Here is a 14,894-nt window from a genome sequence, read left to right on the forward strand (position 1 = left end):
TAATAAAATGTATTTATTTATTTTTCGAAAGTAGTATACAATGCTTTTTCTGTAAAATTTTCTTTGTTATTTCATGCGTTTTCAGAAAAAATGAAAAAATATAGAAAACAGCAAGACCCTAAATGCCGAAACGACTTTGTAGGGTATAGCTGTTTTCTATTGAGCGATTTATTCAGTTTTCCAGTTATAAACATAGGCTAATATATTTTTAGTATCCTCTAAAATCGAATTCCGCGAGATAGGGAAAAAGGTGATTGAATCAGGAATTGTAGTATCGTGTTTCAGGGAACGTTCGCAAATAATGATGCTCGGCCATTCTTCGACATAAATCGGTAGCTCGTCTAAGGAATAATACATCGTACTATCCATAATATTATAGTCCAAATTCAACCAGCGTTTTAAATTTTCTCGGTAAATTGTATGGGATAGTTCATCTTCCGCAATAAAGAAGAAAACAAATTTAGGGCTTCTTTTTTGTAGCAAGCTCGCTGTTACTTGAGAGCAAAATTTTTCAAGTGCGGTCTGATTGAAAGTGACTTCTGCTTCTAAATCGAATTGCTTCTGCCAAGCCTCTAAGACATGTTTGATTCTTTCTGTTAATCGTAATTGCTGATTGCTTAGGTAAAAATGCTTTTCAGCAGAAAAAGCTTGAGTATCCTGCCATAAGGAATAGATAAAATTCATAAATGGCTTTTCAAATAAAATATGATTGAATAAATCGACCCCAAACTCATTTTCAAAATGTTGAATCAACTGTCGAATCATACCATTTTTTTCAATCATCAATTCTCTTTCTCTTTGATAGTTCATTTCCACAATTAGGTAATTGCTTGTGTTTAGTGGGATCGTTTTATAAATCGACGCCAAATACTGAATTTCTGTTTCCGGCAATTTTTCTTTTGTCAAAACCAGTTTATTGACATCCATCAGTTGGTGAAAGGTCGGCATATTTTTCAAATAGGTCATTGCTTCTTCCCCATAGGTCAAAGAAAAATCTTTAGATCGACGGATCGATAAATAGGTATTGAGTAGTAAAAATTGATATTCTCTTTTATTCTTTTCATACCCGTTCGCGAACTTAAATAGCACTTGATCTACAAAAACAGTAGCGGTTTTATACTCGTTTGGAACAAGTAGCTTATCAAGGATGTCACAACGCATCCAGACAGAAATAACGACTAACCGATAACGGATTTCATTAGGAATAAATTCACTGTTTTCGTCCATAATTCCTGCTGCTTTAAAATAGGTTTCTACTTGCTTTCTTATTGTAAAAGCTTTGGCGACCGAAATAAATTCTGCTTCTACAAGGGTTAAGTAGTCGGATTCACCCAGCAGATAATAGGCACATGTTTTTAAAAAATACGAATCTTGGTAGATTTTTTTTATTAAATCATATCGTGTAAAGGAGCTGTTGAAAATAAGGGCAATCGTTGTACTGGTGATTTCTGACCACTCGATTTGCGTCTCTAAAACTAAGAGGACTTTGGCAAAGTCTCGTTTCACTGTATTCGTCGTTACTTGTAACCGCTTGGCAACCTCTCGCAAGGTCAGTTTTTCCAACTCATAAAGGTATTCGACCAATTTGACTTGTCGAAGTATATCCTTTTCAATAAATGATTCAATCACCGTACTACCTCCGCTCCTCGTAATTATGTTCATTATAGTCTGGTCACTCACAAAAAGCACGAAAAAGCCGAATTTTTGTCGTTTTAAAAAGCGGTACGACATCAAATGATAGAGGGATGAGTCAGCTACTTAGCAAAATCTGCAACGAGGCCTACAATGAAAGAGCGAGGTACTGATGTCTACAGTTCTCACTGCACTTTCGAGTGCACCAACGGGGGACGATTACGGTCTGAAGTATCTTCGGGTGTTCCCCTAAGCACGTCGAAATATCTCCATCAATGTTCAGCTTCTTTACTACGAAAATAAAAAGGAGTATAATTCCTAAGGTTAGGAGGTGGTTGAGATGAGAACATCATCTTTAGTACATATCGAGGGTTCATCCAATCGATGATACTTTGATATAAACGATTATTTTTCTTCGAAGTATCATTTATTTAGTAAAAGAAAGAAGGAAAATAACATGTTACAACCCTATCAATATAACGAAGTTAAACAAGAAATTACGAATTTAATCAATATATATAAGACTGTCAATGATAAACAAGTTGTCAAAACATCTCAGGCGATGGTCACTTTAAAGATCGAACCGATTTTAGGGAAAGCTCTTCATGAGTCAATTTATGACGAGTACATGGATGTAAAGCTGACGAATGCCAGAGCGGTCAAGATTTATGAAAAACTGAGAGAGCATATCGTACCTTTTCCAACTGTTTCTGCTAAGCAAATCGAGAAGTCGTTTAAAAAGGTAAAGAAACTGAAATACCCTAAACTAGAGGAGTATGATTTAAAAGAAACGAGTTATCTGGCTTGGGATGATATCGGCACGCAAAGAAAGTACATCACACTTTTTTATGAAGAAAAATTAGTTGGGATTTATGGGGTCATGTCTCCGCAGGTCATCAAAAATGTATGTTCTATCTGCAATCACATTGGGAATGTAGCGATGTTTCTGTCTACGACAAAGAGCTCGGGAGATGGAACCTATACCAAAAAGGGTAACTACGTGTGTACGGACAGTCAGGCGTGCAACCAACAGCTGACGAGCTTAGATGCTCTTTATGATTTTTATCATACGTTATCTAAATAACTACAAATGGAGAGCCTGAGAATTCGTTAAAAAACTAAGCGCCTGTCTGTAGTATTAGTAAGCCAGTATTCCAAACGGCTGATGATTTTAAGTACGATCCAAAGAGGTTGTGACAAAAGCGCTCAGCTTCAAGCAATAAGCCGGAAATTCCGAAAATTGTTCCACAAATTTTTGTGAATTTTCGACTTATTGTCGAAGAAGCTGCTTTGGGAACACCGTTTATTCGGATTCTTGGAGTTGGGGCATACTAATGTCACAGCCCCTTTTTTTATATCGTCAGTTTCAGTACAGGAAGGAGAGAACTAAATTGATTCTATGGATAAACGGTGCTTTTGGCTCCGGTAAAACAACTGTAGCAGAAATTTTACATACTAAGATTGCCCATTCTTATATTTACGACCCGGAGAACATTGGACTTTTTCTACAGCATAATTTACCAGAACAGTTACGAAAAAGTGATTTTCAAGAGCATAAGGAATGGCGAGAATGGAACATACATATGTTAAAGAAAATCTATCAAGAGTATGAGGGAGATATCATCGTTCCCATGACGGTTTATAAACAACTGAGGTATGATGAAATCTTCAAGGGTCTAAAGGAATCGAATATGACGATGCATCATTTTCAATTGGAAGTGAGCAAGGCTGCGATTCTTAAGCGATTGAAGGAACGATCTCTGGCGGAGTTTACTTGGGGAGCAGAAAAAGTAGATGAGATTCTTGAAGCCTTCCAAGCGATACCTATAGATGAAAAAATCAACAACGAAACGATATTGCCGGAGGAAACGGCTCAGATAATAATGGATAAGGTATATACCTAAGTTTTTTAGAGAATGATTTATCGAAAATGAATGGAATAAGCAAACTTTTATTTTACGGGCTTCTATTGTAAGTGGAATAGGGGCTATTCTAAGTATTTGTTGTTTACAATCACCTCATTTGGACTGGCAGGAAAAACTGTTAGGCTAAAGCTAACCAGTTGCTCAGCAGTCCAAATGAAGAACCTATAGCCCAAAGAGAGTCGAACAATAAATTAACTGCCTTATATAGTCGCTCAGCAACTGGCTACAAACAAGCAATAGATAAACAAATGACCAAGCTAAATAGCTACTGTGAAGAAAATAGTATTCAAAACTTCAAGCATTATATAGATAATAATCAAAGTGAGGCAAACTTAGATCGTCCGGCATTCAAGGAACTTATAGACGACCTAAAAACTGGCAAAATAGACAAAATCATTGTTACGAATATTTATCGAATCAGCCGAAACTTTTTAGAAGTAACACAAATAATTCATAGTCAGATTGAACTAAACCAAGCAAAACTAATCACGCTAGACAGTGGTGAGTATCGTTTAGGTGACTACAACCCAGAAAATGGATTTTTACGGTTTTAGTAAATAGACTATGATAAAATCGGACAGTTAAATGCTGAAACATAAAGTAGAAAATTACAAATAATAAAAAGAACACGCCCCTATTCAATCTTAGAAAAAGCCCAATAGAACAACCTACAACAAAAAACTTTGGAATATATGTACTCCAAAGTTTTTTGTTGTATGCATCTTAAGATCAATTAGCTTTCAAAATAAAAAAGATTACTTGATTATTTTTCTATTACATCAATCTCTAACTCTTTTTCTAAAAACTCGCCTAGATTTTCTTCTTCTCCAGTGGCTTCATTTTTGATTTCCCAAGTTTTTCCAATTTCATTTTCTTCTGTAGGCACTTCTTCAATTGGTTGTTTTTCATCTTCTAACAACAAGGCTCCATACTCAAAGCCTGTTAAAAAGTAGGCTTGTCGTTCTTCGTCATAAGTTGCAAAAAACAGGTATGTTTCTCCAGCATTAAGCTCAATATCGCCTTCTTCTCTTACTTCAATCCATTCTTCACTTTTATCAATAGGACTCTTTCCGGCTTGAGCTCTCAATTTATTGTGTTTCTGTTTTTCGTCTTCTGGGGCATTCTTATATCTTTCTTTCTCTTTAATAATACCTCCTGATCGGATAAACTGAACTTCCCCTGTAGCATTGCCTTCTAAGCTTTTTAGAATTTCTAACTTGCCGTAGGTGTCAGGAATAAGATTGTCGCTTTCGACGCTAGCAATATTTGCATCCACATCGGCCTTGTCGATAGATATAACTTTCGCTATAAAAACATCACTACTCATTTCTTGTAGCTTTTTAGGGTCTGTTTTATCATACATCGTAAATGACTCAATAACGGATTTTTGAACAGTAGAACGATCAATCTCATCTAAATAAGAATAATATTTAGTGTCCTCTTTAACTTCTTCTGTTGAGTCTATTGTTTCCGAGGAACTGCTTGAATCAGTTTTATTGGTACTACTCTCTTTTGAGGTTTGATTATTGCACCCAGCTAACATGAGGGCAGAAAACAAACTAATAATTACCATCTTCTTCATTTTTTCACCATCCATAAATATCTGTAATTTTATTACTAGCATCTCTGTCTACTTTACGTGGACCACCTTCAACAGTTGGGTACATAATACTGCTTTTATCATTAACATGAGCTAGTCCTAGTGCATGTCCCATTTCATGGCGTGGAATCCTATCTCTCATATATGAATTATTTTTATAGTGTTGGTTTAATCTCAAAATAGAATAATAATAATTTCTATTCGGTGCAGCCCCTCCTGTTGCTATCGGTCGGTCGCTACCGTCAAAGAATTCTACATATCCACCGACACCACTTCTAGAGTCTGTATAACCATAACAATCAATATTTGTACCGTAGTTGCTTCCTTGTTTATACATATATATTGGATTATCCCAACCAGTATACATCCAATTATGTTTCGCATTGTCAATATCACCAGTAAAATTGCTAGCACTTGGTGAAATATAATAACGAACGTTTCTAACACCTTGTGACAGCACTCCTCCAAATTTAGGTGGCTTTGTTGCTTCTACTTTTGAAACAAACAATACTGCTGATAACAAAAGTACGATAGTTAATACATATTTTTTCATTCTCATCGCTCCCAATATTTTTTCATCCAAACTTCTTTTTTCTTTCCTTTCGACTTATTCATAAAATGCAAAACCGATAATTAAAATGCAAAACACGCTTTAATGTACTTTTATATTAACATTTAGTCATACTAAAGTATATTTTATTTTTGTATAAATTTTCAAAAAAAATAGAGTTTTTGTCTATGATGATAGGGCTATTGAATGAATATAAAAATTATCGATAAAAAAACATGGAAAGTATAATTGTTCAGATACCTCTAAGGTCTCGTGTTGGTTTTCTATTTATTCCCCATACATGAGGCTTATGTAAAGGTGAAGGAGAAAAAAGGTATTAGTAAAATCATATCTAAAAAACTATGTAGTACATTACAGTACTATAATGGAGATCTTTTTTTTCTTTTTCCTATTTCCATATAACATATATATGTAAGGCAAAATAATATATACGGAGGCAAACAACATGGAAAAACAGCTAAGAAAGAAAATAAAGGAACTGAAGAAATTAGACAAGGTCAAAATCGGGTATGCTCGAGTGAGTACCCTAGATCAAAATTTAGGGTTTTCAGTCCAGCTAGACAGCTTAAAAGATTGTGATATTATCTTTTCAGAAAAACAAAGTGGAGATAATGATAATCGTCCAGAACTGACAAATGCCATATCACTAGCCAAACAACTATCAGGACAGAACAAACTTGTAACATTACAGATTTACAAACTAGACCGCTTAGCCAGAATAATGTTAACGTTGGCAAACATTATCGACGAACTAAACCAGCACAATATAAAGCTCATTTCCTTGCAAGAAAACATTGAAACCGATTCACTAACAGGACGCTTACTATGCTTGGTTCTTGGCTATGTGGCAGAAATTGAGCTAGATAATAATATACGCTTTAGGACTAAAGAAGAGCTAAGAAAAGCTAATGAAAACGTTGCTATACTAGGTAAGTCCGCCCTTCCAGATAAAAAGAAACGACAAATATTGGAGCTATACCAATTGAACTCAATACCAGTAAGAACTATAGCTAAGCGCCTTAAGGTTAGTGAAAGCTCAATCTACAAAACCGTCAAAGACAGCGGTATAAAGCGCCGAAAGCTTGTAAAATGGCCCTTTAAAACACTAGTTATATATGGTAAAATTTTTATTGAAGCCATTTACCATTACTTTTTATATCGAACGTCTAAAAAAGATAACTAATTTTGCAATTATACATATTTTTTTGACTGTAAAACGCTGATTTAATAAGGTTTATACCTTGTTGGACTGGCGTTTTTTGTTGTCTTCTTATTTTGTTCGTTATAACGAGATGGATAACGGAGGTGAAATTAGAATAGTTGATGAATGATATCGAAGAAATGTAGAGAGTGTGATCGTACGTTTAAAGAAGGCATGTAATTGCTATTTAGATTATTGAAATTTTTACGCTTTATTGTTATATAAACGTCAAACTGAAAAGAAATCAGATATAATAATAACAAAGGACGACATGACATCTTATGGAGGCGGTGGAAACGAATGGGAAACACTACTAGTGATAGAGCTGCTGCATCAACATGGTATGATCGCTATAAAAAACGATTCAATAAACGCTATATTTGTGCATGGATTTATTTAATTATAGGAATGTCACTTTCATTATTACTATTTTTAGTGGCATTGGTAGGGGTATCGAATTACATTGATTCAAAAGAAGAGGTAGCTGAGCTAGAAAAAGAGCGTTCGTTACTTAGAGAAAAACGCCAGCCTTCAATGACGGATGATTTTCTGAAAAAATTTGAGGAAAGTCAAGAAGAATTCACACACGACTGGCAAACTTCAAAAGATAGTTACACTGTAACGATCAGTGGCCAAGAATTATTGATCGATCGAAAGAATATTTTCGTTTCAGATAATGCGAAGGTGTTAAAAAATGAAACGAAGCGTAAAGTTTATCAGATGAACAAAGAGTTTTCACAATTTAAAGATGGGCAGCAATTAATGGTCGTAACGATTCAATCGTTACCTAAGTCTGCAACGATTGAATCGTTTGCTACAGAGTTATTTAATCAATTAGGTATTGGTCAAGCTGATAAAAATAACGGAGTTTTATTTATGATGTCAATTGATGATCGTAAGACAAGGATCGAGGTAGGCTATGGTTTAGAAGCAACAATGACGGATGCACAAGCAGGTTCTATCCTCGAAAATGAAGAGACAGTGTCTGACTTTAGAGATGAAGAATATGATACGGGAATCAACCGGATTCTGGATCAATTATATAGTCGACTTGGTTCCATTACTCCTGAATATGATTTGAAGATAAAGAATGCAGAGGAGGAATTGAACAGCACAACAGAAGTCATTATTTTCTTAGTTGTCTGTAGTTTGCTCTTTTTAGTAAGCAGTGTTTTAATTTTTATAAAAACCAAGAAGTTAAGAAAGCAAATGAATCAACTGTCAGAGGATGATATTTATTTCTTATATCTTACGGGGACTCCTTTCATTTTCTCAGTTCGCAAACTTAAAGCAAGGATCGATACTGGAAGAATCATGTCAAAACATACCGGTGCTGTACGTAAAGGAAAAAACATTTTAGTAGGCAATTATCTCTATGATTCGACGGGCGCCATAATTACGCGTGATTATACTTCCTATAATTCATCTAGTGATAGTAACTCATCTGGTGATTCGTTTGGAGGTGGCTCATCCGGAGGGGGAGGTGCTTCTGGAGGTTGGTAACAGTGATTATGCTCAAGCAACCGATTGGACGAATGATGGTGAGATCAATAGTATCAACCCTCGAGATTCTTTAGGGATCAGGACTATTATTCAAGCAAATATGTAATTCAAATCATACGACACTTCACAACAAAAAAAGCGCAGTGGATCTTTCCCACTGCGTTTCATAGTCTAACCAACCAATTCATTCAACTCGCTGATCACACTACCCTTACTTTCATAATAGCGCAACATCTCGTCCAGTTTTCTTTTATCATAGCTCGTGATGCAATCACGTAGGACAGTGACGCCATACCCTGCTTTTCGCATGTTGTAACAGGTAGATTTAACACAAGCCACGGCATCTGCTCCGGTTATGATGAAGTCAGTGATTTCATTGTCACTAATAAAGCGTGAGAATTCTTCGCTGGTTAGTGCATTTCCTTTATATTTGGTGAAAACATTCTCTGATACGACCTTCAAATCAGAAGCTAGTTCAGCACCATGAGTACCTGTTTTAAATGTACGTGTACCGGCAGATAAATTTTCATGCCTGATATAGACAATGGGCATATCCTTAGCGACTGCCCAATCAATGGCAGTATTGATAGTATCAATAATTTCCTTGTAATTTTTTGTGATATCGTTTTGAATGTCAATGATTACTAAAGCTTCTTTTTTCATACTGTCTCCTCCTAATTTATGAACACGAGTAAAATGACTTCTTTCGTACGATTCGTCTCGTTTGATTTATTTATACTCTTAGTATACCTGGCAATTGTTGACATCAGTATGGCAACAATCATATAATAAAACAAATAAATTTTTGGAAGGCGGCTATCCGATGAAAATTGAACGGCTGGTTAGCATTATCATGATCCTTCTTGATAAAGAGCGTGTAGGCGCACAGGAGTTGGCGGATAAGTTTGAAGTTTCACCACGCACGATTTATCGCGACATAGATTCTATCAACTTAGCTGGTATCCCTGTTCGTTCAGTGCCGGGGGTTGGCGGCGGTTTTGAGGTCATGCAACAATACAAGGTCGATAAAAAAGTATTCTCGACGACGGATCTTTCGGCTCTTTTGATGGGACTTTCCAGTCTTTCGAACATGGTGCAAGGCGATGAGCTGGTACATGCACTTGCAAAGGTAAAGAGCTTTGTCCCGGCGGACAAAGCGAAAGATATTGAGGTGAAAGCGAACCAACTACAGATTGATTTAAGTCCATGGCTGGGGAATGGAGATACACGTCCCTATTTAGAAATGATCAAAGAAGCGTTAGAGAAAAGCCGATTGCTTTCGTTCGACTATGCAGACCGTCATAGGAATAAAACGACACGCACAGCGGAGCCTTATCAGCTTGTATTGAAAAATAGTCGCTGGTATTTTCATGGGTATTGCTATGAGAGAGAGGATTTTCGTTTGTTCCGGCTATCACGTATGTCAAACCTGCAGCTGCAAAAAGAGGTTTTTATACCGAGAGAGTATCAAAAACCGCAGCTGGAATTTGCGGATAGGCTGGCGGCCATGCAAACAGAAATCAAGATTCGCGTTCATGAGTCCGTCGTAGATAGGGTGCTTGATTATTGCGCCTATGAAAATTTTACGCCAGATGATGAGGAGCATTACATTGTTCGGTTCCCTTTTATAGAGAATGATTATTACTATAATATTTTGTTCAGCTTCGGGGATAAATGTGAGTGCTTGGAGCCGGCATCGATCCGTACAGAAATGATACGCAGAATCCATGATATAGCGACTCTCTATGAAGAGTGATACATGGAATGAGAGGAAAAGACAAAGTATAGTCTGCGTGTCTTTTTTTGTTTACGGCTAAGCAATGTATGAGAGGTTAGCGTCTGTTTACTAAATCAGAGGGGATAGTCAACAGAGTTTTATCTTTGACAGGATTTTATCCCTGTGTTAACCTTTACAACAATATAAGAGCCAAAAAACTTGGAGGGAATTGACATGACATTCAGCAATTATTTTGTAATTGAATCTTGCTGTTGTTGTATGGTGCTAAAAAGCAGCATACCGTTTTGTCATGCCTGTTAACTGCCCAATTTTTCGCTTATTTTGATGCCCGGAGTAGGAGTGTTCCGTCTTCTGGTGTCAACCGAGTAGAAATGCAAGGTGCTGATTAATAGTCAGCGCCTTTTTTGTTTTCCAAAAATTTGTTAAAGGAGTTTGTCATGATTATTGATTCTATTCAAGCAGCGATCGGCCAGACACCGATTATTCGTTTTACACATCGTGAGTTTCTTGAAATTCCTGAAGGGTCCGCTGTTTATGCTAAGCTGGAATATTTAAATCCCGGTGGCAGCATCAAGGATCGGCTAGGGGTCTATCTGGTCAACGAAGGTCTGGCTAGTGGCAAAATAACACAAGAAACGACGATTATTGAACCTACTGCCGGCAATACGGGCATAGGTATCGCCATTGCCGCTTTAGCTTTTGGCTTATCAACAATCTTTGTTGTGCCGGAAAAGTTCAGCTTAGAAAAGCAAGCGCTGATGCGGGCTCTTGGAGCTGAAATCGTTCATACACCCACAGAGGAAGGGATTATTGGCGCCATTGCTGAGGCTAAAAGACTTAAAGAAAAATACCCAAACAGCTATTTGCCGTTGCAGTTTGACAATCTTGCTAATCCAGCAGCGTATTATCAATTGCTTGCCCCTGAGTTGACGGCTGATCTTGGCGATGATATTACCAGCTTTGTGGCAGGGATCGGTAGCGGCGGGACCTTTAGTGGAGTGGCCCGCTATCTTTTAGAAAGAACCCCGGCGATTCGTTTGATCGGTGTCGAACCGGAAGGCTCGATTTTAAGTGGCGGTGTTAGTCACAGCCATGAAATCGAAGGCATCGGGGTGGAGTTTTTACCAACATTTCTTGAGGACTTGCCTATTACTGGCTATGCCACAATCAGTGATTTTGAGGGGTTTGCCCTGACGAGAAAGCTGGCGAAAGAACATGGTCTGTTAGTGGGAAGCTCGTCAGGTGCTGCGATGGCTGCGGCATTGACAGAAGTTGCGCAATTACCAGTCGGCAGTCAGGTCGTAACGATTTTTCCTGATACCGGCGATCGTTATCTATCAAAAAATATTTATTCACGGGAGGATTATTAATATGCATATCAATACGAAACTCATTCATGGTGGTATTTCAGAAGATCAAACAACAGGTGCTGTTAGCGTGCCTATCTATCAAACATCGACTTACAAGCAAAATGGGGTCGGGCAACCAAAAGAGTATGAATATTCTCGTTCGGGCAATCCGACCCGTCACGCATTAGAGGAATTGATCGCAGATTTAGAAGGCGGTGTACAGGGCTTCGCCTTCGGTTCGGGATTAGCAGGAATTCATGCCGTTTTATCCTTGTTTGAGCCAGGGGATCATCTGTTGATGGGGGATGATGTGTATGGTGGCACTTTCCGTATCTTCGAAAAGGTGTTCGTTAAAAACGGATTGGAGTATACGATTATCGACACAAGCGACTTAACGACTATTGAAAAAAATATACGACCGAATACCAAAGGTCTCTATATAGAATCGCCTAGCAATCCATTGCTTAAGATTACAGATATCAAGTCTGCAGCGACACTTGCCAAAAAGAATAATTTAATCGTAATGGTGGACAATACCTTTGCTACACCCTACTTTCAGCAGCCATTGGCATTAGGTGCCGATATCGTGATTCACAGTGGGACCAAGTATCTCGGTGGACATAGCGATGTTGTTTCTGGTTTGGTGACAACAAATAATAGTCAACTTGCGCAAGAGCTGGCTTTCTTGCAAAATGCGATCGGTGCCGTTTTAGGTCCGCAGGATAGCTGGTTGATGCAACGAGGAATCAAAACACTGGGGGTTCGGATGGAGGAACATCAACGCAATGCACTGGCTATTGCGGAATTTTTAGAGAACCAAACAGCGGTTGCCAGTGTTTATTATCCTGGGCTGGTCAGTAATAAAGGGTATAAGCTGGCGAAAGAACAAATGAGTGGATTCAGCGGGATGGTTTCTTTTGAATTAAAGGATGAGTCTGCAGCAATTGCTTTTGTCGAAGCGCTGCAACTATTTACTTTAGCAGAAAGCTTAGGCGGTGTGGAAAGTTTGGTAGAAGTGCCGGCAGTCATGACGCATGCTTCTATTCCAAAGGACAAAAGAGAAGCGGCAGGAATCAAGGACGGGCTGATTCGTTTGTCTGTGGGACTCGAATATGTAGAGGATCTCTTAGCAGATATTAAACAGGCATTTGAAAAGGCGGGTGTCTAGGTATGGGACTAGAATTTATGCCGATTTTTGAAAAATGGGCAGCAGTATACGATAATGAGGTCAATGGCGGGAATCCGGAATATCAGGAAGTATTTGCGAATTACTGGGAGATACTTGATGAAATCACCAAAGCCTCGGGAGAAGTTGTATTAGAGTTTGGGAGCGGGACAGGCAATTTGACAGAAAAGTTGGTTGCTGCGGGAAAAACGGTTTATCCGGTAGAACCGTCACCTGAAATGCGAAAACTCGCTCAGGGTAAAAAAGCGCTGAAGGATATTACTTTTTTTGACGGAGATATGGAGAATTTTCCTGAATTACCGGAAGCGATAGACACGATTGTATCAAACTTGGTATTTCATCACTTGACGGATGCTGAAAAAAAGCGTGCTATCAAACGCTATAGTCAGTTGTTACCAGAGGGTGGGAAGATCATATTCGGGGATACTATGTTTCTATCTCAAGATACTTATGTTAAACTTTTGACAGAGAAGAAATCCTTGGGAGAAGAAAATCTTGCAGCAGATTTAGAGCGGGAATATTATCCGCTGATTGCAGACTTGGAAGAGCATTTTACCGAGAATAGATTTCAGACAATGTACCGTCAAATGAACCGTTTTGTTTGGCTGGTCATTGCAAAAAATATGAGTGGAGGAAATTTACTATGAAAATGAATGTTGAAAGTTTTAACTTGGACCATACGAAGGTAAAAGCGCCATATATCCGCGTAGCGGATAAAAAAACGGGAGCTAATGGCGATTTGATCGTGAAATATGATGTTCGTCTGAAGCAACCGAACAAAGAGCACATGGAAATGGCAGCATTGCATTCCTTGGAACATTTGACAGCAGAACTGATTCGTAATCATGCAGATTATATTGTAGATTGGTCACCAATGGGCTGCCAAACAGGTTTTTACTTAACTGTACTGAATCATGACAATATCGATGAGGTTATGGACGTTTTAGAAGCGACGATGAAAGATGTATTGGTAGCAACAGAAGTACCGGCGAGCAATCCTGTTCAGTGCGGCTGGGCAGCGAGCCATACGCTAGAAGGCGCTCAAGCGTTGGCAAAAGAATTTCTGGATCAGCGTGAAGAATGGGGCAATGTGTTCGCCGATTAGTTTTGGTAGAAGCGCTAGTAGGTTTGATAGCGAAGAGAGTGAGCGTGCTTCTAAGGTAGTTTTATAGAAATGCGCGCATTCTTTGAACGGAAGGACGAACGTTATGGCATTTTGGAACCCATGGAACGGCTGCACACGAGTGAGTGAAGGCTGCCGCTATTGTTTTATTCATGAGGGAGCGAAAAAAAGACAGCGTGACAGTCACACGATTGTCAAAGCTGTTGGCTTTGATGCGCCCATCAAAAAGCGTAATGGGAGCTATATAATCGGTTCAGGTTCAACGATTTTCACTTGTTTTAAAAGTGATTTTCTAATTGAAGGTGCTGATGCTTGGCGGGCTGATTGCTGGTCCATGATTCGGGAGCGTTCGGATTGTCAGTTCGTTTTTCTAACGAAAAGAATCGAGCGCTTAAAAGAGTGTCTGCCGAATGATTGGGGCTCAGGGTATGACAATGTAACGATAGGCGTCTCTGTTGAAAATCAGCAGATAGCGGATGAGCGCTTGCCTATTTTACATTCTCTTCCTATTCGTCATAAAAATATTATTTGTCAGCCGTTGTTGGCACCGATCGATCTCTCAAGTTATTTGTCAGATGTTGAATTAGTGATGGCCGGTGGCGAGTATCATAAACAGGGACGTCCGATGGATTATCAATGGGTTCTGGATATTCGGCAACAGTGTATAGCGCAGAATGTCCCCTTCGAGTTTCGTCAATGCAGTACTCACTTTATTAAAGAGGGGATCACGTATCAATTGACTTATCGCCAACTATTTTCTCAAGCGAAAAAAGCGGCGATCAATTGGAAGCCGAAGTAAGGATAGACACAACAGATAAAAAAGAAACCTGATTTTGGGGGTGTGAGATAGTAGTCATTTCGATTATTGTCTTGCACCCTATTTTTTTCGGAATTGTCAATCACTGGAAAGCTCTAAGACATTATTGAGTATTTTATCCTCAAAATTTATTCTTAAAAAAGCTTTCGTACAGGAGCAAGAGACAAGAACAGCGTCTAAGGAAGAGGTTATGACAGAAGTGGTCAGCTTCAAGCACCAGGTAGGTAACATCGTCAACTTAAAGAATAG

At 38.4% G+C, this 14,894-nt stretch carries 16 protein-coding genes; 12 read left to right on the forward strand and 4 right to left on the reverse strand.

Translation table 11 applies throughout. The annotated features are described in order from the left end of the window. Positions 1-168: 168 nt before the first annotated feature. Entirely contained in the window at positions 169-1,629 is a 1,461-nt protein-coding gene (locus tag A5888_RS14990; protein WP_086348829.1) for a helix-turn-helix domain-containing protein, read from the reverse strand. Between the two features lie 460 nt (positions 1,630-2,089). Here A5888_RS14990 and A5888_RS14995 point away from each other — a divergent pair, with 460 nt between their 5' ends. The 3 genes from A5888_RS14995 to A5888_RS15005 all read left to right on the forward strand — a co-directional run bounded on the left by A5888_RS14995 (position 2,090) and on the right by A5888_RS15005 (position 4,111). Next, entirely contained in the window at positions 2,090-2,716 is a 627-nt protein-coding gene (locus A5888_RS14995; RefSeq protein ID WP_086348830.1) for a FusB/FusC family EF-G-binding protein, read from the forward strand. A gap of 307 nt (positions 2,717-3,023) precedes the next feature. Continuing rightward, on the forward strand, positions 3,024-3,536 hold the full coding sequence (locus A5888_RS15000; protein ID WP_086348831.1) for an AAA family ATPase: 513 nt from the start codon (positions 3,024-3,026) through the stop codon (positions 3,534-3,536). A gap of 269 nt (positions 3,537-3,805) precedes the next feature. Next, a complete protein-coding gene (locus A5888_RS15005) occupies positions 3,806-4,111 on the forward strand; it encodes a recombinase family protein (protein ID WP_249274461.1) in 306 nt (101 codons plus the stop codon). Positions 4,112-4,320: 209 nt separating this feature from the next. Here A5888_RS15005 and A5888_RS15010 read toward each other — a convergent pair whose 3' ends face one another. Both A5888_RS15010 and A5888_RS15015 read right to left on the reverse strand, forming a co-directional pair. Continuing rightward, positions 4,321-5,139 (reverse strand): hypothetical protein, encoded by an 819-nt coding sequence (locus A5888_RS15010; protein ID WP_339101668.1) that lies wholly within the window; start codon positions 5,137-5,139, stop codon positions 4,321-4,323. Between the two features lie 4 nt (positions 5,140-5,143). After that, entirely contained in the window at positions 5,144-5,710 is a 567-nt protein-coding gene (locus A5888_RS15015) for a matrixin family metalloprotease (RefSeq protein ID WP_339101669.1), read from the reverse strand. A gap of 463 nt (positions 5,711-6,173) precedes the next feature. Between A5888_RS15015 and A5888_RS15020 the strand changes: the two genes are divergently transcribed. From A5888_RS15020 to A5888_RS15030, 3 genes are all read left to right on the forward strand, one after another. Then, complete coding sequence (locus A5888_RS15020; protein WP_339101670.1) at positions 6,174-6,911, forward strand: recombinase family protein; 738 nt, start codon at positions 6,174-6,176, stop codon at positions 6,909-6,911. A 318-nt stretch (positions 6,912-7,229) separates the two neighbouring features. Beyond that, positions 7,230-8,432 (forward strand): TPM domain-containing protein, encoded by a 1,203-nt coding sequence (locus A5888_RS15025; RefSeq protein ID WP_339101671.1) that lies wholly within the window; start codon positions 7,230-7,232, stop codon positions 8,430-8,432. Further along, positions 8,413-8,538, forward strand: a complete 126-nt coding sequence (locus tag A5888_RS15030; RefSeq protein WP_283160588.1) for a hypothetical protein — start codon at positions 8,413-8,415, stop codon at positions 8,536-8,538. Before A5888_RS15025 ends, A5888_RS15030 begins: the two co-directional genes overlap by 20 nt. 65 nt (positions 8,539-8,603) lie before the next feature. Here A5888_RS15030 and A5888_RS15035 read toward each other — a convergent pair whose 3' ends face one another. After that, complete coding sequence (locus A5888_RS15035) at positions 8,604-9,095, reverse strand: cysteine hydrolase family protein (protein WP_086348836.1); 492 nt, start codon at positions 9,093-9,095, stop codon at positions 8,604-8,606. Between the two features lie 160 nt (positions 9,096-9,255). On the opposite strand from A5888_RS15035, the gene A5888_RS15040 reads away from it, so the two are divergent. From A5888_RS15040 to A5888_RS15065, 6 genes are all read left to right on the forward strand, one after another. Continuing rightward, positions 9,256-10,188 (forward strand): helix-turn-helix transcriptional regulator, encoded by a 933-nt coding sequence (locus tag A5888_RS15040; protein WP_086348837.1) that lies wholly within the window; start codon positions 9,256-9,258, stop codon positions 10,186-10,188. Positions 10,189-10,607: 419 nt separating this feature from the next. Beyond that, positions 10,608-11,540, forward strand: coding sequence for a PLP-dependent cysteine synthase family protein (locus tag A5888_RS15045; protein WP_086348838.1), 933 nt, complete (start codon positions 10,608-10,610; stop codon positions 11,538-11,540). A gap of 1 nt (position 11,541) precedes the next feature. After that, positions 11,542-12,687 (forward strand): cystathionine gamma-synthase, encoded by a 1,146-nt coding sequence (locus tag A5888_RS15050; protein WP_086348839.1) that lies wholly within the window; start codon positions 11,542-11,544, stop codon positions 12,685-12,687. 2 nt (positions 12,688-12,689) lie between these two features. Continuing rightward, positions 12,690-13,352 (forward strand): class I SAM-dependent methyltransferase, encoded by a 663-nt coding sequence (locus A5888_RS15055; RefSeq protein WP_086348840.1) that lies wholly within the window; start codon positions 12,690-12,692, stop codon positions 13,350-13,352. Beyond that, positions 13,349-13,810: an S-ribosylhomocysteine lyase gene (locus A5888_RS15060; protein ID WP_086348841.1), complete on the forward strand. Its 462-nt coding sequence runs from the start codon at positions 13,349-13,351 to the stop codon at positions 13,808-13,810. Before A5888_RS15055 ends, A5888_RS15060 begins: the two co-directional genes overlap by 4 nt. 103 nt (positions 13,811-13,913) lie before the next feature. Beyond that, positions 13,914-14,627, forward strand: coding sequence for a DUF5131 family protein (locus A5888_RS15065; protein ID WP_086348842.1), 714 nt, complete (start codon positions 13,914-13,916; stop codon positions 14,625-14,627). Positions 14,628-14,894 lie beyond the last annotated feature (267 nt).

It is taken from the genome of Enterococcus sp. 9E7_DIV0242 (assembly GCF_002140975.2).
Taxonomy (GTDB): domain Bacteria; phylum Bacillota; class Bacilli; order Lactobacillales; family Enterococcaceae; genus Enterococcus_L; species Enterococcus_L clewellii.

Bases quoted from the DNA above. Each gene is read 5' to 3' on its own strand.
- A5888_RS15045 (WP_086348838.1), top strand. From the start codon at position 10,608: ATGATTATTGATTCTATTCAAGCAGCGATCGGCCAGACACCGATTATT.
- A5888_RS15005 (WP_249274461.1), top strand. From the start codon at position 3,806: ATGACCAAGCTAAATAGCTACTGTGAAGAAAATAGTATTCAAAACTTC.
- A5888_RS15050 (WP_086348839.1), top strand. From the start codon at position 11,542: ATGCATATCAATACGAAACTCATTCATGGTGGTATTTCAGAAGATCAA.
- A5888_RS15015 (WP_339101669.1), bottom strand. From the start codon at position 5,710: ATGAAAAAATATGTATTAACTATCGTACTTTTGTTATCAGCAGTATTG.
- A5888_RS15010 (WP_339101668.1), bottom strand. From the start codon at position 5,139: ATGAAGAAGATGGTAATTATTAGTTTGTTTTCTGCCCTCATGTTAGCT.
- A5888_RS15035 (WP_086348836.1), bottom strand. From the start codon at position 9,095: ATGAAAAAAGAAGCTTTAGTAATCATTGACATTCAAAACGATATCACA.
- A5888_RS15060 (WP_086348841.1), top strand. From the start codon at position 13,349: ATGAAAATGAATGTTGAAAGTTTTAACTTGGACCATACGAAGGTAAAA.
- A5888_RS15065 (WP_086348842.1), top strand. From the start codon at position 13,914: ATGGCATTTTGGAACCCATGGAACGGCTGCACACGAGTGAGTGAAGGC.
- A5888_RS15020 (WP_339101670.1), top strand. From the start codon at position 6,174: ATGGAAAAACAGCTAAGAAAGAAAATAAAGGAACTGAAGAAATTAGAC.
- A5888_RS15040 (WP_086348837.1), top strand. From the start codon at position 9,256: ATGAAAATTGAACGGCTGGTTAGCATTATCATGATCCTTCTTGATAAA.
- A5888_RS14995 (WP_086348830.1), top strand. From the start codon at position 2,090: ATGTTACAACCCTATCAATATAACGAAGTTAAACAAGAAATTACGAAT.
- A5888_RS15055 (WP_086348840.1), top strand. From the start codon at position 12,690: ATGGGACTAGAATTTATGCCGATTTTTGAAAAATGGGCAGCAGTATAC.
- A5888_RS15025 (WP_339101671.1), top strand. From the start codon at position 7,230: ATGGGAAACACTACTAGTGATAGAGCTGCTGCATCAACATGGTATGAT.